This is a genomic window from Peristeroidobacter agariperforans (assembly GCF_004138335.1).
Taxonomy (GTDB): domain Bacteria; phylum Pseudomonadota; class Gammaproteobacteria; order Steroidobacterales; family Steroidobacteraceae; genus Steroidobacter; species Steroidobacter agariperforans.
In genome coordinates this window covers 575,478-595,805 of record NZ_RYFW01000003.1, presented here as the reverse complement: position 1 = coordinate 595,805, position 20,328 = coordinate 575,478, and the positions used below count along the sequence as shown (strand labels likewise).

Below are 20,328 nucleotides of genomic sequence, written 5' to 3'. Positions count from 1 at the left end.
GACCTGAACATACGCCGATTGTTAGCGGTACCGCAACTGTTTCAAACCGATTCGGATGGCGCCTAGGGCGCCGGGAGATCCGGAGATCAAGTGCGGACGATCTTCAGCACTGAAGCAAGCTCAGCCAGAGTGTACGGCTTGCGTAGTACGCCAAACCCTTCACTCTCGGCGCGCGCCGATGCCGCATCGGCGTAGCCGCTCGTGAGCAGCACAGGAATGTTTGCTCCGCGTTCACGCACTTCCCGCCCGAGCTCCACGCCGTCCAGCTCGCCGGGCATCATGATGTCCGAGAATATCAGATCGAACTTGCGATCCTCGGCGAGTGCGGCGAGCGCGGCGGAGGCGCTGGCGACACGCTGCACTCGATACCCGAGCGTGCCGAGCATGCGGCTGACCATTACCGCGACATCATTATCATCTTCGACCAGCAGCACCGCGCCGGCGGAGCTGTGCGGAGATGTTTTCAGTGTGGAGTCCGTAGACCCCACGGCGTTCGTCGCCGGCGGCAGTATAGATCGTGGCAGCAGCAGCGAGACGGTCGTGCCCCGCCCCACTTCGCTTTCGATCTGAACATTGCCGCCGGACTGCTGCGCGAACCCGTACACCTGGGCGAGTCCCAGGCCCGATCCCTTGCCCACCTCTTTGGTGGTAAAGAAAGGTTCGAAAACACGACGCTGCACCTCGGTGCTCATGCCCACGCCGCTGTCGATGATCGAGAGTCGAACGAAATCGCCTCGCAATCCGTCCAGATGAACCGAAGGCGCGTTGCGTGCGCGAACGATGATGACACCTCCCTTCGGCATGGCATCGCGCGCGTTGACTGCCAGGTTGAGCACGACCAACTCGAGCTCGCCAGGATCCACGTGCACGGGCCACAGCGCCTCGCTGAATTCCAACTGCACCTGGACATTGCCGCCTAGACTGCGGTCGAGCAACTCGCGCATCCCGCCAATCTGGGCCACCAGATCGACTGGCTGCGGCTGCAATGCCTGCCGCCGTGAGAATGCCAACAGCTGTCGGGTCAGCGCGGCGCCCCGGTGAGCGGCCTGACGCATGCCATCCATGAGCAGTTTACGTCGCGCGCCATCGGCGGTGTGGTCGAGCATCTCCAAGCCGCCCAGAATGACCATGAGCAAGTTGTTGAAGTCGTGAGCAACACCACCGGTGAGCTGCCCCAATGCTTCGATTTTCTGCGCCTGGCGGAGCGACTCCTCTATGCGGGCACGCTCCGACATCTGGGTGCGCAACTCCTCGTTGGTAACTTCGAGCTCACGAGTGCGCGCAAAAACCAACTCCTCCAGGTGCACGGCGGCGGCCGCTTGCGCATCGAGCAGCGCCTTCAATTCGAATTGGCGTCGACGAGCTCGCACGGCCGCCTGCACGGTACTCGTCAAGGTAATCGCTTGAACCGGACGCTCCAGCAAGGAAACATTGCGCAGTGTGCTGACCAGCTCGCGCCGCCAGCCAGAGACATTGGCGTGGACGACGTGACTGGTGAGAACGACGAAGGGCAGATCGGACCAGGCGGGCTGCTGTTGGACCCAGGCGGCGAGAGCCGTGCTGTCCTTGCGATACACCGCCTCCTCCGCCAGCAGCACGGCGGCTACTTCGGTCGTCAGATGCTTCATCAAACACGCAAGGTCGCGACAGACCTCGGTGCTCAACCCCGCACGGCTCAGCAACTCCGAGGCGGCGGAGGCATCCCGGCCTATCGGGGCAAGCACCAGAACCCGCAGTCCGTCCGGCTCAGGCGCCTCCACGAGATTCACTCTTCATCAGTGGCGTCGGATCGCCGGTGTATTGCGGCGTGCCCGAGAAGATGCCGCTGAAGTTCACGAGCGGCGGGCCGACCTCGATGCCTTGGGGGCTAAGGCGGAACTCGCGGATCGTATGCTCATGATGGCCGCTGCGCTTCTTCACGACCGATAGGGCACGCCTCACCAGGCCGCCATACTCGAAGTATCGCAGCATCAGCACCGCATCGCTCAGGTAGCTGATGTCCAGCGGCGTGTCCATCGGACCGACGAGTCCGTGCTGAGCAAGCACCAATATCGTCAACACGCCTTGCTGATTCAGATAGGTCAGCAGCTCGTGCATTTGCAGGATCAGGAAGCGACCGTCGGGCATCGCATTCAAATAGCCGTTCAGGCTGTCGATGATGATCACGCGCGAGCCATCGACTTCCACGCTCCGGCGAACGTTCGCCGCAAACTCTCCGGGGGACAGCTCGGCGGGATCGATCTGCTGGAAACGAATCGAGCCCTTTTCGAGAGCCTCGGCCAGTGGCAAACCGATGGTTCGAGCGCGCGCCTCGAGCGTGCCTCTACCTTCATCGAATGCAAAGAACACAGCGTGATCGCCGCGTTGCGCGGCTGAGATCGCATAGGTCAGCGCGAGCGAGGACTTACCGACACCCGCCGCTCCAATGAGCAAGGCATTCGTGCCCCGCTCGAGGCCGCCGCCGAGCAGGCGATCGAGCTCCGCGCTGCCGCTGGAAACGAACTCGCCGACGAACTGCGAGTGATGCTCGGCTGCAATCAGTCGAGGGAAAATCTCGAGCCCTCCTCGGCGGATCGTGAAGTCATGATAACCGCCGCGAAAATTGATCCCGCGCATCTTGAGCACTCGAATGCGACGACGTTCCGCGCCGTAGTCGATCGCAAGCTGCTCCAGCAGCACCACGCCGTGCGAAATCGAATGCAGCTGCAGCCCGCCGGCGTCCGCTCCGGACAGATCGTCCAGCAGCACGACCGTGCATTGGCGGCTGGCAAAGTAATGCTTCAGCGCCAGGACCTGCCGGCGATAGCGCAGCGGATCCTGCGCCAATAACCGCAGCTCCGAAAGACTGTCGATCACGACCCGCGTCGGATTGAGCGCATCGACGCGATCGAAGATCAGCTTCGTGGTCTCGCCCAGCTCCAACTCCGAGGGGTGCAGTATGGTCAGCTCGCGCTCCTGATCGAGGGCGCTCTCGGGCGGTATCAGTTCGAAGACGTCGACTCCCTCCAGCGACCACCCGTGTCGCTTAGCGACGAGCTGTAGTTCGAGCAAGCTCTCGGACAACGTGATGTACAAGACCGGCTCGCCCCGTCGCGCTCCTTCCATGAGGAACTGCAGGGCGATGGTGGTCTTGCCACTGCCCGGGCGCCCTTCGTAGAGATACATCCGGTGACGGTCGAAACCGCCGCCGAGGATGTCGTCCAGGCCCGCGCTCCCGGTAGATACCCGCTCAGGCTCCGCGCCGGCGCCATTGTCGAGTGAATTTCGTTCAGTCATGCGCAGCTCCTCTTTTAAGTGGGATACGTGCGCTCCACATTGGTAGTGTCATCGACGGTGAAAACTTACAAAGTCGCCGAAAAGTTCCGATGCTCGTCGTGTCCGCGGCCGCGAGTAGCATCAGCTCTGCAACATGGTTTGAATCCGCTCGGCCAGCACGTGCATTTCGAACGGTTTGGTCAGCAACTCCATCCCCGGTTCCAGTTGTCCGTCGCCGACCGCGGCGTTCTCCACATATCCGGTGATGAACAGCACGCGCAGGTCTGGCCGACTGAGCCGCGCGAAATCCGCGATCTGGCGACCATTCATCCCGCCGGGTAAACCGACATCGGTGACCAGTAAATCAATGTGCGCATCGCTCTCGATGATCTTCGTCGCGGACGATCCATCCGTCGCCAGCAGTATCCTGTAGCCCGCCTCCCGCAGCACATCGGCGATCAGCATGCGCATGATCGGTTCGTCATCGACGACCAACAAAGTCTGGCTTCCGCACCCAATCCCGCCGTCAGCCTCGGCAGGCTCGGCACCCGGCTCCACGGCGCCGCTGTATCGCGGAAAGAGAAGCGTGATCTGCGTACCCCGCCCCACCCGCGATTCGATACTGACATTCCCGCCGGATTGCCGAACGAAGCCATAGATCATCGACAGGCCCAAGCCAGTGCCTTGACCCAGAGGCTTGGTAGTAAAGAAGGGATCGAAGGCACGCGCGACCACTTCGGGCGTCATCCCAGTCCCGACATCAATAACCCGAAGCGCGACATACTGGCCAGGTGCGACGTCTCGGGCGCGTGCCGCCTCCTCGTCGAAAATCTGGTTCGAAGTCTCGATGACGAGCACGCCGGGATTCGGCAACATCGCATCCCGCGCATTGATGCACAGGTTCAGCAACGAATTCTCCAGCTGCGAAATGTCCAGCCGGGTGGCCCACAGGCCTTCGGCGCCGCGCACTTCGACTTCGACCTGCGGTCCCATCGTGCGCCGGATCAGTTCCTCCATCCCCCCAATCAATCTGTTCAAATCGACCGGTTTGGGATCCAGGGTTTGACGCCGTGAGAACGCGAGCAGCCGCTGCGTCAACGTTGCAGCACGTCGAACGGCGTCGCGAGTTGCGTCGAGGTATTTCTCGATGCCAGGTTTGCCGTCCTTCAGCCGCTTCTCGATCAGCGACACGCTGCCGCCGATGGCGGCGAGCAGATTATTGAAGTCGTGAGCGAGGCCACCGGTCAGCTGCCCGACCGCTTCCATCTTCTGGGACTGGCGGAGCGCCTCCTCCGCGGCGCGCAGGCGCGCCTGATCCCTCAAGCGTTCGGTCACGTCGTGCACGAACTGATACGCGCCGATTCGCTGTCCCTCCCGATTGCGCAGCACATTGAACCGGATCTCATAGCTGCGCCGGTCGTTGTCGGGATCTCCGAATGCCTGCACGGTGGTGAATGCCTCACCGGCGAGCGCGCGACCCCACAGCCCTTTCACCTGCACGAGATCATCGGGTCGATGTGCGAGAACTTCGTCGATGGTCTGCCCCACTCGAGGACGAACGCCGAACACCCGCTCGAATTCGTCCGCAGAGGCGCGATTGATTGCCATGAACCGAAAATCCAGATCGAACACCTGCACGAACGAGTCGGTGCCTTCGACCATGTCGGCCAGCAAATTGCGCTCCGCCACCGTCGTAGCCACTTGCTGTTGCAACGCTTGCTCGTCTTCCTTGCGGCTCGTGATATCCGTGGCCGCGCCGAACCACTCCAACAGATCACCGTTGGCATCGAATATCGGAATCGCTCGTGAGGCAGTCCAGCCCCACGTGCCATCGGCTCTGCGCACCCGGTGCTCGAGCTCGAAAACGCTCTTGGTCGCGATGGCCTTGTCGATTGCGGCGGCGATCATCGCTTGATCGTCCGGATGAATGTAGTTGGCGAGCCAGCTCGCCCTGGGCTGCTCGGTATCTTCGAGGAAGCCTCGTCCCGCCAGCTCGAGCATTTCCGTCCAATCGGGATTCATGCGGTAGATGATGTCCGAGGTTGCCGTCACCAGCGCCCGCAAACGCTGCTCGCTTCTAACGACGCTCGCGTGCGCTTCCCCTCTTGCGCGCTCAGCCAGCATCAGTTCGGTCGTTTCGGTACAAACGCAGAACATCCCCGCCACCGCGCCGCTCTCGTCGCGCACCGGAGAATACGAAAAGGTGAACCAGGTCTGTTCGTCATAGCCCCGGCGATTCATCAGTAAGGGCAGGTTCTCACGGTAGGTTGCTCGCCCGGCCATCGCCGCTTCGATGAGCGGACTGATGTCCGGCCAGATCTCCGACCAGATATCGTAGAAGCGCGAGCCCAGCGATTGCGGGTGTTTGCTGCCGAGCACCTCGGCGTAGGGGTCGTTGTAAAGAAACCCGAGCTCCTTGCCCCAGGCGACGAACATGGGGAACTGCGACTGCAGCAGCAGCCCCACGACGGAGCGCAACGATTGCGGCCATGAAGCGGGGGGGCCGAGCGGTGAGTGGGACCAATCATGCTCGCGCATCATGGCGCCCACTCTGCCCCCACCTTGTAAGAAGCCTAGCGGGTCATTAGCCATTCGAGCGGCCCGATCCATTCTTCGGCAGCAACACTTTGAAGGTCGTACCGGCGGCATCGCTCGATTGCACATCGATGGAGCCGTGATGAGCCCGCGCCACGGAGCATGCAATGTACAGTCCGAGGCCCATATTGCCTCTGGCATTCGTCCCCGGTTCCGAGCTGTCTGCGCGCACCAATGGCTCGAAGATGCGATCTATGATGCGCTTTGGAATGGCCTCGCCATCATTGTGTACGTTGATCGCGAGCGTCTCGCGATCGCCCTGCAACGACACCAAAATTGGCTGGTCGGCGGCGCCATGTTGAACGGCGTTCTTCAGCAGATTCGACATCAGCTGTTGCAGCCGTCCACCATCCCAAACCCCCTTTACATCCCCTGCCGAGTCGAATCTGAACTCCCGATCGGAGTAGATTGTTCGCAGCTCCCCGATCACGCGATTGCAGACTTCGGCCGCATCGACGGGCCGCGGGTTGATCGGCAACTGACCGCCGAGCTTGGTATGCGCAACGTCGAGCAGTTCCTCGATCATGGTGTGTATCTGCTGCGCGCTGTCACGCACGTGATCCACCATGTCGGAGTGCTTGCGTGCCGGCGTTTCAGGCTTCTGCAGATAAGCTGCCGCGCTCAGGATGACTTGCAACGGGCTACGCAAGTCATGGCCCAGCGCGCCCATGAACAGCTCGCGAGTGCGGTTGAGCCGGTCCCAGAAGCGCTTGACCGATTCGCTCAGTGCCTGGTCGATGCCTTCATTGAACCGGGTCACCTGATCGATGGCGTCCTCGGCAGGAGCGTCCTGCTCTCGCCATCGCCGCAGCACACTGGCGCGTAGCGCACGGAACTCAGCGACCATCTCCGGCATCGAGAACCCATCCTCGAGGCGGCCGCCGCCGTGCTGCTGAGCCGCCGAATCACCGGCCTCTTCGGCGGCATCGCTATGACCCTGGGACTGGGACAGCTCTTCGTCGGCGTTCTGCGGACACTCCATATCGCTCGCGATCGTCTTCAGAATCTTGCCGGCGTGGTCTCGCAACTCCTTCGGATCCATGGAACGGGCGCAGGGCAGCGATCGCGCAAACTCCTCCCACTCCTGCAGAATCCCCGCCATATCGGCAGCAATGAATTGAGCAAGCCTCATCGTCCCCACCCTGCAATGCTCGTGCGCCTAGATAGGGACGACAATGCCTGGAGACTGCCGTTGGTGCCGTCGCAGGATTATTCGATGGCGCCCGGAACAGTGCTCATCGATGAGCAGTTCTGCGATTTAGCTCGATCGATTTAGTCGCGGCCGACAGGTGCGCAGCCGGGGCAGCTTGGACGCATCGATGATCGGGCCCGGGTGCGGGCGGAGTTGGAAGGCGCCCCTCGCTAGTCGGTCGACGCCTGCCTCGGTTCGATCTCGAGCAGCTCCACCTCGAAGATCAACACAGCGTTGGGTCCAACATAGGGCGGCGATCCCGCTTCTCCATAAGCCAGGTTGGCAGGGACATACAATTCCCACCTGGCGCCTTCCGACATCAACTGCAGTGCCTCGGCCCAGCCTTCGATGAGCGCTTTGGCGCTGGTGCTGTAAGGCTCGCCACGTGAGTAAGTGCTGTCGAATTCGGTCCCATCGATCAGCCTGCCTCGATAGTGAACTGTCACGTCATCCTCTACGGTCGGTCTATATCCGCCACTTCCCTTGGCGACCACCTTGTACTGCAAGCCGCTCTTGGTGACTACCACACCTTCCTTCCTGGCGTTTTCTCTCAGGAAGATCTCGCCTGCGCTTTTGTTTGCTGCGGTTGCCGCCGCCCATTCTGCTTCTTTCTGCTTAGCATGAGCTTCTTGATAGAGTTGAATCGTTGCGGCAATTTCTCCAGCAGACATCTTCTTCTCGCCGCCCTCGAGCACAGCCTGCATCGCAGCCGCCATGAGGGCGACGTTCATCTCGATGCCTTCGGCCCTGAACTGTTCCGCCAGATGAGCTCCGTAGGCATAGCTATAACGATCTTCCAGAGTTTTGAACTCTGGTTGGCCTTCCGGGGCCACTGCTCCTGCTTCTGCTACGTCGGCAGATGCAGGCAGTCGATTGCAGCCGCCCATGCACGCCAGAGTCAGCGCCAACACAGCGACCGCGCATTTGTTTCTTTTCATTGGGTTTGCCCGCTGAAACGCACAAAAACCCCAACCGCGAATGGTTGGGGTCCTTTTTAGAGAACCAAGCTGACAGCGACTAAAGCAGCAAACGGTCAATCTGGCTACGCATTGCTGCGCCGACCGCGCCACCGGTGCCGGAAACAGGTGCGAAGTGAGTGCCGATGGTCGTTACCTGTCTGTAAATGGTCGAGTTGCGCCTGCAGTTCGCCGCGTTGCTGGGCAATGCAGGGGCCAACGTGTCACCAGTACTGAAGATGCAAGTAACGTCCACGTTGGCAGCCACGGGGCGCTGGATTCTGACCGTGAAAACCGTATCGGGCTGAACGGCAATGACACATGACACCGCTGAGCCAATGACGTTTGCAGCGTTGAAAGAACCACCGCCGCCTTGCGAGTGACCCGAGGTACAGATTTTTGGAGCTGGATTGAGGATGCCGGCGTAACGGCTCCTCGCTTGACTGACAGCGTCGCGAACGTCAGTACCGCTTCCAGAACTCGCGGTGGTAGCAGCCGCCACCAAAACGCAACGTTGAGCAGCGGCCGTCAGCAAACCCGAGTACGTGGTTGCACCGCCGCCGGTACCGTTGCCCCACCCCAAGATGTTGTAACGCCCGTCACCACCGCTGGGCACGTAGAATCGAGCACCGATTCCGCTTTGAATGCTAACACTGCAAGTCTGGGCAAATGCGCCTGGCGACATCAAGCAGCCAAGCAAGAGCGCGGACCCAATGAGTACTTTGATGTTCACGATTACCCCCCAAAGTTTGAGCTTCCATGATCGGCACGGTCAGCCTGCATGAATTGGCGTTGACCAACCCACGCTGGGGATCTTAGGTAACCGTATTCAGGAACAATATGACCTCACTTTCCTGATCTGGACAGAAATGGCAGCTGAGGTATCCGCGTCATAACGCACACCTCTACTTCGCATCACGCGCCTGCCAATCGGAACTCGTCAGGCGAGCCCGTTCCCGCTCTTCGGGACTGAAGTACTGCTCGAATAATTGTTCGATCTGGCGCTCACGCTCGACCTCGTCCAAACCCGCCTGCACGACGTAGCGTCGCGCCTGCCAAAAACCATTGAAGCGGCTTTGCCAGGCTGCCTCTTCACGGTCGGCCGCGGCCAGATCGCGCGCGCTTTCCGCGCTCAGAAGCTCTTTACGGGTGGCGTAAATGTCGGCGCTCGACGCGCCTTCCTCACGCAGCCGTTGCACCTTTTCCGCTGCTGCCTCTTCCGGCGCCAACAGCCCCAGCGCTAGCAGCCGATCGTTCAACTGCTCCTGCAAGGCCTGCTGCTGAGTCTGTTTCTCTTCATCCGTCAAGTTCGCGTTCGTCTGAATCGCGATGGCGGCGAGCATGTGGCGCCCATTGGTATCTTCCACTTCGAACAATTTGTCAGCGGTTTCTGCGCCGAGATAGCTGCGTCGCAGCTGCACCAGTTCTTCGTAGCGGTCGGCGGGCGTTTGGTCGAGCGGTTGCCCTTCGAACTCCCTCTCTGCCAGACGAAATCGATAGTAGTTTTCCAGGATCTGCGCCGCTTCTTCTCCTGCCTGCCCCGCCAACCCGGTGCGAATCAACGTCTGCAGCTCTGACATGGCCGCCGCGTTCAGATTGGGTCCCAGCTCGTCAAATCCCTGCTCGAGTGCTTCCTTCATCGTTTGATCCGGCACCACACGGCCATTTTCATCGAGCTTCATGCTCTGCAGAATTCTGTAGATCAGCACGACGTTGGCAGACACTTCGGAGTCCTCGCCAGCGTCGGGTGCTGACTCGCTCTTGCTGAAATTCTGCCATTGCCACTTATATGCAATGGTGTCGCTGTTCTTGTCTTTAGCTTCCGCACGAGGTGGCGCACGCATCACGCTTTGTTCCCCAGGCAACGCCCAGTAGGCCAATCCACCGATCACGCCCGCCGCCGCAAGACTGGCAATCAGTATCGATTTTCTTGGCATGGGATTGGTTCGGTTGCAAAGTGGGTAGCGCCGTCCACGGAGCCGTACTACCACACCTGATTGTCAACCAACAGTCCCAATCAACGCCGCGCATCTGTTCTATTACCAAGGATCTCCATACGTACTACGTTCACGCCTCCATCGGCCAGTTCAGGCAACCTGGCAAACCATGACTGCACATGAGGTGTGGCGTTGTGAGCCTCGAAATCCGCCTGGCTCACGAAGATCTCGTAGAACACAAAATGTCCCGGCGCCTCGCGATCGGCCCGGGATCATTGTCCATGGACGCTCGTCTGTATGGCCGCAAGCGCATAGATCTCGGTCGTTCGCAGCGAACGCCTTGAGGCTCTGAGCCGCTTGCCCGACCAACTCCTTAGTCTAGAACGAGGTCGATCACCGTGGCGGAGTATGGCGCCAGCGAATGTTTCAGCGTCGAGCCCGATATCACCAGATTGGACTGCTGCACATCCGCTGAGCCTTCACCGGTGCGTGCGGCTTCGTCCTGTGGAATGCCATAGCTGTACACACACGCCTTGCCTCCTTTCTTCATCCCGGGGATGTTGATGGAAGTAGCGAGGCTGGCGCTCGGATGCTTGTTGATCAACAACAATCGTAGCGACTTGCCGCCGTCGCGGACCGCGTAGACACCCAGACTGCTGTAGTCGCTCTGGGCTGCTACGACTAACTCTCCGCCGCGCGCGAAGTGTTTGAGTAATTTGTAAACATAGAAGGTGGGATAGCGGTCGGCGGGGCCCGCCGGGTCCGCATCGTTGACGATGCCATAGTCGCCATAGCGGCGCCACCCATACAGCGACGAGCTATTGTTGTTGCCGGCTTCGCGGCCATTGCGCAAATCCCACCAGACCATCGCCTTGAACTCCGTCTGCAGAATGCTGCCGATGCTGTCGGCCAGGAACAGTCCATTGACCAGACTGGTGGTCTGCTTGCCAGGATTGCTGTAGACCGAATTGTTCTCGGTGCAAATCAACTCGACGCGGCGACCCTTGGCTCCAAGGTAATCGTCGACCATCTGCCGGAGGTTGCCAGCATCGCTGGACCAACTCGCCGCGGAGTTCAGCAGGAACAAATCGCTCTCGCCGCCTGGTCCCTGCTCGTAGCGATGATAGATGACGAAATCCGGCGTGATGCCGAGGTTGCGCAGCGTCGTCAGCATGACCGGCGTCCAGCCCAGATGAACCTCACCGGTGCGAGGATTCGTGACCGGATGGTCGGTATAGATGACCTCCGAGTCTTCGCCCCGCGCGACCACGGCGCCGACTTTGATGCTCGGATCCACGGCCTTCATCTTCAGGTAGTAGTCGCGGAATCGGTTCGCGTAGGTCACCGGATCGTGCGGCCGATCGTTGTTGTCGGCCTCCCAGGCGCCGTAGTTTTCATTGCCTATTTCCCAATACTTGAACGAGTACTTCTTGAGCTTGTTCGAATATCGGACCCACTCGGCCGCCTCCTCCGCAGTGCCTGTTCCATAGTTCACCGTGATGAAGACCGAGGCTTGCGTCGCAACCGCCACCTGCGCGAACTCATCGAAGCTCGTCGCCCACTCGAAGGTCTCACCTTCGCTGGTGTTGGTGCTCCAGTGATACACGTCCGACAACGATCCGCCCGGGAAACGCAGTACCTTGTTGTCGAGCTCCTCGAGCAGTGCAGTGGTATTCGGCGAGTGGAAGGCGGCATCCCATACTGCGGCGTTCACACCAAACAAGCGGTGATCCACGCGGCGCCCCGGACGCTGCGGATCCACGCGAACGTTGACGGTACTTGGCGGCGCCGCGAACTGCAGTCCGACATCGTCGACATAGAAGGTCGGCTGGTTTACGCCCGCGCTCTCCTGTAACCAGATGCCGGTGAGTGCCGCCGCATTCGCCACGCCGAGATCCGCTAAGGGAATCGTAACCTCCTGCCACGAGTTCGGCGCAAGCGGTCCGAGGCTCACTGCGGGTTGGGCAACGTCGTTCAACAGTGCGATGACGTTGAGCGTCTGCCCGCCTTGCGGCCCGCCGTTGATCCAGAACCGCAGCGATGCGTACGGCTGACTGGGAAATGCGTTGTGCTGTAGATAGAGCGCCGCGAACGGGCCCGCCGTGACCGCGATGGAAGTGGATCCAGTATGGACGCTGGCGGTGCTGGCTGGATTGACCGACGCCCAACTCCAGTTTTGCCAGCCGTTGATCAAGGCATCGTCATAGATACCCATGCCGTCGATACGCAGCGGCGGCGGCGGCGGAGTGCCGGACTCCAGAACGATATCGTCCACATAAAAGGTGGGTGAGTCCTGCCCCGCCCCTTCCTGAATCCAGAATCCATTGACGTCGTTGCGACTGTCTGCACCGAGCGCGCTCAACGGCACAACGACGCGCTGCCAGACATTCGGTGTCAGCACTTCGATCGGGATGCCGGGTTGCGCGACGTCGTTCACCACTGCAACGACTTGCAAGCGTTGCCCACCCGCAGCGCCACCGTTCACCCAGAAAGTCAGATTGAGTAGACCTTGCGTATCGATCGGCGCGGCCGCCGATCGAAGGTAGGCAGCCGACCACGCTGTTGGTGTAACTGCCAGTGAAGCGGCCCCTGTGTGCACGGTAGCCGCGTGAGCCGTGTCAGTGACGGCCCAACTCCAGTTCTGCCAACCCGGTGCAATGACATCGTCGTAGATGACGATATCGGCACGCGCGGCGCTGATGAAGAAGGCAAAGGTGGCCACCAGTACGGCGACGCAGCTCTGAATCCATCGAGCACGTGTACGCCCGCTAAAAGCATCCATACTTTTCCCCTGCGGCGTCTGTGAAATCCGTTTTCAGACTAAATAACACAGACATGAGCTCCATCCAATATGGATGTCGCCGGCGGCTGGGTGTTCAGTGTTTCCTCGGCCGAATGTATCCTGTACAGCTGCATTGGCCGATCTCAGGTAACTCATGCCTTCCATTCAGCTCGTCCTGCCCATCTTCCGAGACCTCGATGGCGCGACGCTCTCGGCACGCACCTTCTCCGAGGCTTGTATCGCGTCGGGCTGGCCTGAACCGGTCGACGACGGAGTCGGGCTGTGGGAGGTCGAGCATCCAACCGAGCGGACCTACCTCGTCCTCGACACCTCGACAAAGCCCACCACACTCATCGGTCGATTGGAGCAGGATGACGAGTATGATCCCGATGAGATGCTCGAGGACGATGAGCTACGTCGCAGATTCGACGAGCGCTTCGAGCAAGCGCTGGCGGCACTCCGCTCCTGCTTTCCTTTGGCATTGACCGAGGGAACCTACGAGAAGCCTTACAAGTGGCGGTTCGCGCATTTCCAGGGGCTGAATTCGGTGATTGCGCTGGAGCAAAGCGATTACGACCCGCAGTACGGCGTGCAGCTCGTGCTCCTGTTACAGCCGCTTCCTCGCAAACCGCATCGGTCCGCAATCACATCGAAGTGGTAGGCGTAACGCGCGAGCATCGTTCATCGCGAATGCACGCGCCACCCGCCGGGCGAGGCGCCGAACTGGCGTTTGAACGCACGGCTGAATGCCGCCTCGGACTCGTAACCCACTGCAACGGCAACTTGCGCGACACTGTCGTGCCCCTCGCGCAGGAGCTGCGCCGCCAGGTGCATCCGCCAGAGAGTCAGGTAGTGCATCGGTGGTTGGCCCACCAAGGAGGTGAAACGCTCGGCGAATGCAGAACGTGACATACCCACCTCGAGCGCCAGGACTTCTGCGGTCCAGTCTTCGGCCGGACGCCCGTGGAGCAACGCCAACGCACGTCCAATCTGTGGGTCGCGCAAACCCGCAAGCCATCCGCGTCGTTCCGCGGGAAGGCTCGCGACGTATTGACTCACCGCTTCAACGAACAAGAGCTCGGACAATTTCGCGATCACTGTTGCCGAGCCCATCCTCCCCGCCGCTATCTCGCTTACAGCGAAGCGGAACGAACTCTCGATCCAGGCGCCCGAAGCAGATGCGCGCACATCCAGTTTCAATACCGATGGCAATGACGCAAGCAGCGGGCTGAAAGAAGTCTCTGAGCCCAGAAAGCCGCACAGTATTTGCGTCGCTTCCCCGCCGCCGCCGTACTCGATTCGCGAGATGTTGCCGAGCTGCGGCGACTGAAGAATATTGCCGGCTGGAATCGGCGCCGCGTCCAGGTCGCTGCCGATCAAGTGTTCGTCGTTCTGTGCAAGCAGAACGAGCTCGCCGGCTCGTACGTCGAGCACCTCGCCCCCTTCCACTCGAAGCCGCATGCGCCCCTGAGCGACGAAATGAGATGCAATGATGTGACGCGGAGTGACCAGAAAGGGCTTGCAAAGATCCGCGGAGATCTTGCCTTTGATGCACCACGGCGCGGTGAACTCGGCGTCGAGAAAAACGCCGCCGGCCAGGCGAATCACACGTAAGACATCTGAAAACGCGTCCAACGGCAGCCGTCCTGTCAGGAGTCCGGAGCATGAAATCCGGCGCTCAGGTCATTCATCCCCCGCCCGCGAGTCCCTAGATTAGCACCCACCGAAAAGCGATTGTCGCTTTCGAACGAGCAAAGAGGATTGCATCATGAACGCCAGTGTCGCCGCTCTCGACCCGGGATCGAACCACAGCGCCCGCTACGCCAGACTCGTCAGTCAATCGAAAAAATCGGACTGGCAGATCGATCGCGATCTGATTCGCGATCGATCTTTCGACTTCTCGCGCAAGTTCCTGCCCGACGCACTGTCGCAGGTCGATCGTTTGACTTTTCTCGCAGAGGACGAGGCGCGCCTGCTCAGTCAGATCCAGGGTCGCACCTATGCCTATGTCTTCGGGCTGGTCGAGCGATTCATCAGCGCCAAGATGCTCGACCAGGGACGCGCCCACGCATTCGATGACCAACTTGCGCTCGAAGCGTTGGTGCGCTTTTCCGCCGAGGAGATCAAGCATCAGGAGATGTTCCGACGCATGGAGACGATGATCGGTTTGCAGCTCCCCGCAGGTTATCGTCAAACGGCCGATCCCAACGACGTGGCGCGCGCCGTGCTCGCAGCAAGCACCTGGTCGGTGTTGGCATTGACCTGTCACATCGAACTGTTCGTGCAGGCGCACTACGCGCAGAGCATCGGTCCCCGCGAGGAACTGTGCCCGCTGTTCAAGGATGTCTTCAAGTACCACTGGAGCGATGAGAGCCGACACGTCGTGCTCGATGAGCTCGAATGGCGGGACGAGCACGCCAGATTGTCGCCGGCCGAGCGCGATCAGGCAGTGAACGATCTGATTGCACTGGTCGCGGCCGTCGACGGAATTCTGCAGGCGCAGGCGCGAGCCGATGCGGACTACTTCATTCGCAATGTCTCTCGGCCCTTCAGCGCAGAAGAGATAACTAGAATTGGAGCGTCCGTGCTCGGCGCCTATCGCTGGCAGTACATCATTTCAGGCGTGCAGCACCCGCACTTTCGCCGGCTGCTGACCAGCATGACCACTGCCGCTCAAATGTCCCGGATACAGGCCGCGTTAGCGCCCATCATCGCTGGCTGAGGATGACGGCAATGACCATACCGATGTGGATGCTGCTCGGATTCGCCGCGTGGACATTGATCCTGCTGATGGCGACCGTCGGTGTGTATCGGTGGTTCAACATCCTGTTTCGGAAAGCGCCGATCGCTTCGTTCCGGAGCGATCGGCTCGAGGGCGAGGATTGGTATAGACGCGGAACCCGAGCCCACGCCAACTGTGTCGAGAACCTGCCAGTGTTCGGAGCCATCGTGTTCGTGATATCCGCCATTGGAGTTGACGGCGCCGCCGTGAACTATCTTTGCACGGCGGTCTTGATTGCTCGCGTCTGCCAATCCGTCGTCCACGTGTCCCATGCGCAGACTGATGCGCTCGTCACCGTGCGATTCTCGTTCTTCACCATTCAGTTGATCTGCTTTGTGGCGCTCATAGTCATCGCCGCGCGTGCGGGCACAGGGGTTTGAATCAAAGGCTTGCGCAAGCCAGCGTTGGCGCCCGCCGCACGCCACGATTGAGTCGCCCCTTGCCAAGGCCAGTCGCAGCGATCATCCCTTTGTCATCCCAATCCGGGTGGATGCGTCAATCCGATCCAAGACTTCGCCGGAATCGTAAGCTATCTTGTTCGATGGATTGGCTGATTACTGACGACCCCATGCACTACAACCGCGCGCTTGACGGCGTCCGCGCTTTGGCGATCCTTGCCGTTGTCTCCTTCCATTGCGTGGCGCCCTGGGGCAGCGGCGGCTTCCTGGGCGTCGACGTGTTCTTCGTTCTGTCCGGCTACCTGATCACTACCCTGCTTGCAGCCGAACACCGCAAAGGCAGCATCGACATCGGGGCATTCTATGCGCGACGTGCGCTGAGACTCTATCCGAGCTTGCTGTTAGTGCTGTGCGCGTACCTCGCTCTGGCGCCCATTCTCTGGCCCACCGACGAGCGTTGGTTGGTGGCCGCGCTCAACGGTCTATACCTCATGGACTACGCGCTCGCCTTCTCGACCGTACCGGGAACCATCGGTCATACCTGGTCGCTGGGCGTCGAAGAAAAGTTCTACCTGCTGTGGCCGCTCGTGTTGCCGATTCTGCTTCGAACGCGACGACCGATCTCGTGGCTGCTGGCCGCCTTTGTCGCAGCGACCCTGTGGCGATACTTCGTCACGTTCGAGTGGGGGTGGAGACAGGCTTACTTCCGCTTCGATACGCGGATGAGCGGCATCCTGCTCGGAGCGATCGCTGCGCTCGTGCCCGTCAGGGTGTCGCGGCCCACCATCATGATCGCGTGCACGGCGCTGGCTATTGCCATCATGGTTCCGATCATTGCGACAACGACTCGCTCCGTGCCCGTCGAGGGAGTGACGATTGGCGTCACGTTGGCAGAACTGTCCGCTTTCGTACTCATCTGTTACGTGAAAGACCATCCAAACAGCAGTCTGCTCGCCTCCGGCCCTGTGGCGTATATCGGCAAGCTGTCTTACGGGATCTATCTGTGGCACTTCCCGCTCGTGCTACTGCTACGGGATGTGCATGCCCAGCCTTGGTGGCTCACGCTGAGCGCGACATTGCTATTCTCGTTCGCCATGGCAGCGCTTTGCCTGCACCTGGTCGATACGCCCCTCAAGCAATGGCGCGAACGAAGAGAAGGACTCAAAACCGGTTTCTCGCCGAGGGGCGCCGAGACATGATCAGCCGCATCCAATCGGTCACTGTCCTGTGCGGGTTCACGCTGGCCGCTTTGCGACTCTCCAGCGCAGACGCGGCTGAGTGCGCTGAGCTCAAGCGCATCGAGCTGCCGCGAACGCAGATTACATTCGCCGGAGTCGTGCAAGCCGGCGCATTCAGCCCGCCTGGTGCCGCGAACGGCACGGCCAACTACGTGCGTCTGCCCTCCTTCTGTCGGGTGACCGGCACCTTGCGGCCGACCGCCGATTCGGACATTCGCTTCGAAGTGTGGCTGCCCATCGCGGGCTGGAATGGCAAGTTCGTCGGCGTCGGCAACGGTGCATGGGCAGGCTCGATTCTCCATGCCGCGATGATCGATCCGCTTTCGAAAGGTTACGCCACGGCTGCGACGGATGGCGGACATCAAGGCGATTCACTCGATGCCAGCTTTGCAGCCGGCCATGCGGAGAAGCTGATCGACTTCGGCTATCGCGCGACACACGAAATGACCATGGCCGCGAAGGCGACCATCGCTGCGTTCTACGGCAAAGTGGCGAACCGTTCGTTGTTTGCGAGCTGTTCCACTGGCGGCCGCCAGGGACTGATGGTGGCTTATCGCTACCCTGAAGACTACGACGCGATCTCGTCGATGGCGCCCGCCAACCCTGTCGTCGCTCTGATGGTGAGCTCGCTGTGGATCGGATCCGCTACCTCGAAGGATGTCGCAAGTCGGATCTCGCCCGCGAAATTCGACTTGGTGCACAAGGCCGCGGTCAAGGCATGCGATGCAGACGATGGCCTCGAAGATGGTCTCATTTCGCAACCGAGCCGCTGTCGTTTCGATCCCGCGGTCCTTGCGTGCAAGAACGCTGACGCACCGGATTGTTTGACAGCCCCGCAGATCGCGGCGCTGCACGCGATCTACAAAGGCCCGCGCAACCCGCGCACCGGCGAGTCTATTTTTCCTGGCTTCGAGCGGGGCAGCGAAGCGTTGCTGCCGATTCAGGCCTCCGGAACCGGGCTCTTCCCCGCCGTGTCCAGCTACTTTCGCGACCTTCTTTTCAACGATCCGAATTGGGACTTCCGGACCTTCGACTACGACAAGGACGTCACTCGTGCGCTAAGGGCGCACGGCGACGCGCTCGACGTACCCGCGAAAGGTCTCGACAGATATCTGGCCAGTGGGCGCAAGCTCCTGCTCTCGCACGGCTGGGCTGACCCGCTGGTGCCGCCAATGGCGAGCGTCAACTTCTACAAGGAGCTGGGCGGGAACAAAGCAAGGAGCGCCCGGCTCTTCATGATTCCGGGCATGGGACACTGTGGCGGCGGCGACGGACCTTTCGTATTCGACCCCATTGCGACGATCGACAATTGGGTGGAGACCGGTCACGCGCCCGAACACATAGTCGTCAGCAACCCGCCGGATACTCCCGAGCGCACCCGACTCGTATGTGCCTTTCCAAATGTGGCCACGCAGTCCGGCTCGGGCAGCACGGACAATGAGAAAAGCTTTCGATGCGAGAGATAGCTCTCGGGCAGATCACTGCTGTGCGTCCTCCAGCAGTGCGGCGGCGTCGTCCAGCCCTCGACGCCGCGCCACTTCCCCAGGCGTGTGCCCCTGGGGATTGCGAAAGGTTGGGTCAGCGCCGAACGCCAGTAGCAATTCGGCAATCTCGACCGATTTTTCCTCATCGTCGGGCAAGCAGAAAAGCGCCGGCTCGCCTTCGCGATCATGGCGATTCGCACGCTCGGGTGCTTCGGTGAGCAACTCTCTGACCCGGTCGACCGCACCCGCATAGCAGAGGCCGCGAAAGTTGCGGCTGACGGAGGCCAGCAGGTTCACCATCTCTGTTTGCCTGTTGAAAACAGCATGGGTGAGCGGCGTTCCGCCATAGCGCAGTTCGAACGGATCGATCTGCGCGCCGCGCTCAATGAGCAATCGTGCGATCGCCTCCGCTCCGCAATGGGTGGTGTAGTGCAAGGCACGAAGATTCTTCTCGTCTCCAACGTCGACTGACATGCCGAGGTCGAGCAGAGCCTCTGCGATGTCAGCGCGTTGCAGGCGAATGACTGCGAACATGGGTTCGTGATTGTGGAGGAACTCGGGATGTTTCAAAGCGAGCTCGCGCATCCTGGCGAAGCCGCCTGCAACGGTCGCGGCGAAGAAGCGCTCCTTTTCGGTGAGCTCGGGCCGGACCGCACCGTGACGAACGAGGAGCTCAACCATGTCTTCCCGACCGGCCAGCACGGCGTGCTTGATCACAGGTTCGCGCGAATAGAAATTGATACCGCGCGCATCCGCGCCGTGCTCCAGCAGCCAACGCAGTCGTTGAATGTGATGAGGCACGGCGTTTCCAAGAAGATAAGCGAGCGCGCTGGCGCACCTCTCACCGCCCAGTTCATTGGGGGACGGGCCGGTCCATTTGTGAGTTTCACCGCGTCTTGCGGATTCTGACCAGAGCAGGTCGAGCCAGAACGTAGAGTCCGCCCCGAGCGAGGTGTTGTAAAGAGCCTGTGGAACGAACGGATCGGCGCCGCGCGCGATCAGCAGGCTCGCGAACGCTTCCGCCACTGGATGCGCGACCTGACCGCCCTCGCCTCCGCCAATGACGCCGACCAGCACGTTGAAATCATTGGCGCCGTCGGACCAGCCCGCGTTGGGATCGGCGCCAGCATCCAGCAGAACAGTCGCGATCTCGAGTGCGTTGTGGGACACCGCTTCAATCGGCAGGCGCGCATACGCAAGCCGCACTAGCGGCGTCCAACCATCGAAACTACTGCGATCACGAACGGCGTTGGGATTCTTGCGCAGGATCGTGCGCACGGCATTCACGTCGTGGGCCGCCACGGCAGTGTGAATACTGTCACGGGCAATTTCGGGATGACGTTCCAGGACTCGGGCGGCGACGACGCCGCGCTGAGGTCCATCGGGCTCGTAGGTGCCCCATTTCTGGGTCGCCGGATCGGTGCTGTACCGGTTGACGGACTTCTCGAGAAAAAGCCGGACGCGATCGGCAAAGCTGCGCGCCCGATCTTCGAGCTCCTGCTTCAGCGCCGCCCAGGACGAAGCGCCGTATTCACGAGCCAGCGCGTGCTGTACTTGCCGAAGTTTCGGAGTGCCGGTGTGAGCGGGAAAGCTCTGGCGGAAGCGACTGAGCGCCTCGGTATCTCCAGCCGCGATGGACTTGAGCCAGCGCTTGGCCTCGCCACGCAGGGCGTCCAGATTGGAAAGGGACGAAAGAGAACGGGTCATGG

The 20,328-nt window shown here is 60.9% G+C and carries 15 protein-coding genes and 1 pseudogene; 5 read left to right on the top strand and 11 right to left on the bottom strand.

Going from position 1 to position 20,328, the window contains the following annotated elements:
• Positions 1–86: 86 nt before the first annotated feature.
• From EK373_RS24675 to EK373_RS24635, 9 genes and pseudogenes are all read right to left on the bottom strand, one after another.
• Complete coding sequence (locus EK373_RS24675) at positions 87–1,760, bottom strand: ATP-binding protein (protein WP_129647359.1); 1,674 nt, start codon at positions 1,758–1,760, stop codon at positions 87–89.
• Entirely contained in the window at positions 1,747–3,276 is a 1,530-nt protein-coding gene (locus tag EK373_RS24670; RefSeq protein ID WP_129646941.1) for an ATPase domain-containing protein, read from the bottom strand. Before EK373_RS24670 ends, EK373_RS24675 begins: the two co-directional genes overlap by 14 nt.
• A gap of 120 nt (positions 3,277–3,396) precedes the next feature.
• Entirely contained in the window at positions 3,397–5,691 is a 2,295-nt protein-coding gene (locus EK373_RS24665; protein WP_232831205.1) for a PAS domain-containing protein, read from the bottom strand.
• A gap of 148 nt (positions 5,692–5,839) precedes the next feature.
• Positions 5,840–6,982 (bottom strand): ATP-binding protein, encoded by a 1,143-nt coding sequence (locus EK373_RS24660; protein ID WP_129646939.1) that lies wholly within the window; start codon positions 6,980–6,982, stop codon positions 5,840–5,842.
• A 230-nt stretch (positions 6,983–7,212) separates the two neighbouring features.
• Positions 7,213–7,875, bottom strand: coding sequence for an FKBP-type peptidyl-prolyl cis-trans isomerase (locus EK373_RS24655; RefSeq protein WP_198683619.1), 663 nt, complete (start codon positions 7,873–7,875; stop codon positions 7,213–7,215).
• A 184-nt stretch (positions 7,876–8,059) separates the two neighbouring features.
• Positions 8,060–8,731, bottom strand: coding sequence for a hypothetical protein (locus EK373_RS24650; RefSeq protein WP_129646935.1), 672 nt, complete (start codon positions 8,729–8,731; stop codon positions 8,060–8,062).
• A gap of 172 nt (positions 8,732–8,903) precedes the next feature.
• Complete coding sequence (locus EK373_RS24645; RefSeq protein ID WP_129646933.1) at positions 8,904–9,935, bottom strand: lipase secretion chaperone; 1,032 nt, start codon at positions 9,933–9,935, stop codon at positions 8,904–8,906.
• A gap of 80 nt (positions 9,936–10,015) precedes the next feature.
• Positions 10,016–10,186: pseudogene (locus EK373_RS34410) on the bottom strand (putative quinol monooxygenase); the annotation flags it as partial.
• 122 nt (positions 10,187–10,308) lie between these two features.
• Positions 10,309–12,717, bottom strand: coding sequence for an alpha-L-arabinofuranosidase (locus EK373_RS24635; protein WP_129646931.1), 2,409 nt, complete (start codon positions 12,715–12,717; stop codon positions 10,309–10,311).
• A gap of 154 nt (positions 12,718–12,871) precedes the next feature.
• On the opposite strand from EK373_RS24635, the gene EK373_RS24630 reads away from it, so the two are divergent.
• Positions 12,872–13,378 (top strand): hypothetical protein, encoded by a 507-nt coding sequence (locus EK373_RS24630; RefSeq protein WP_129646927.1) that lies wholly within the window; start codon positions 12,872–12,874, stop codon positions 13,376–13,378.
• Between the two features lie 20 nt (positions 13,379–13,398).
• Here the strand turns inward: EK373_RS24630 and EK373_RS24625 are convergent, their stop codons facing one another.
• Positions 13,399–14,352, bottom strand: a complete 954-nt coding sequence (locus EK373_RS24625; RefSeq protein WP_129646925.1) for an AraC family transcriptional regulator — start codon at positions 14,350–14,352, stop codon at positions 13,399–13,401.
• A 133-nt stretch (positions 14,353–14,485) separates the two neighbouring features.
• Between EK373_RS24625 and EK373_RS24620 the strand changes: the two genes are divergently transcribed.
• From EK373_RS24620 to EK373_RS24605, 4 genes are all read left to right on the top strand, one after another.
• A complete protein-coding gene (locus EK373_RS24620; protein ID WP_129646923.1) occupies positions 14,486–15,439 on the top strand; it encodes a diiron oxygenase in 954 nt (317 codons plus the stop codon).
• An 11-nt stretch (positions 15,440–15,450) separates the two neighbouring features.
• Positions 15,451–15,879 carry an MAPEG family protein gene (locus EK373_RS24615; protein ID WP_129646921.1) on the top strand — a complete coding sequence of 143 codons (429 nt, stop codon included), beginning with the start codon at positions 15,451–15,453 and terminating at the stop codon, positions 15,877–15,879.
• A 161-nt stretch (positions 15,880–16,040) separates the two neighbouring features.
• Positions 16,041–17,096 (top strand): acyltransferase family protein, encoded by a 1,056-nt coding sequence (locus EK373_RS24610; RefSeq protein ID WP_198683618.1) that lies wholly within the window; start codon positions 16,041–16,043, stop codon positions 17,094–17,096.
• A complete protein-coding gene (locus EK373_RS24605; protein WP_157994524.1) occupies positions 17,093–18,601 on the top strand; it encodes a tannase/feruloyl esterase family alpha/beta hydrolase in 1,509 nt (502 codons plus the stop codon). The genes EK373_RS24610 and EK373_RS24605 overlap by 4 nt, the downstream gene beginning before the upstream one ends.
• Positions 18,602–18,613: 12 nt before the next feature.
• Here the strand turns inward: EK373_RS24605 and EK373_RS24600 are convergent, their stop codons facing one another.
• Positions 18,614–20,326 carry an ankyrin repeat domain-containing protein gene (locus EK373_RS24600; protein ID WP_129646917.1) on the bottom strand — a complete coding sequence of 571 codons (1,713 nt, stop codon included), beginning with the start codon at positions 20,324–20,326 and terminating at the stop codon, positions 18,614–18,616.
• Positions 20,327–20,328: the final 2 nt, after the last annotated feature.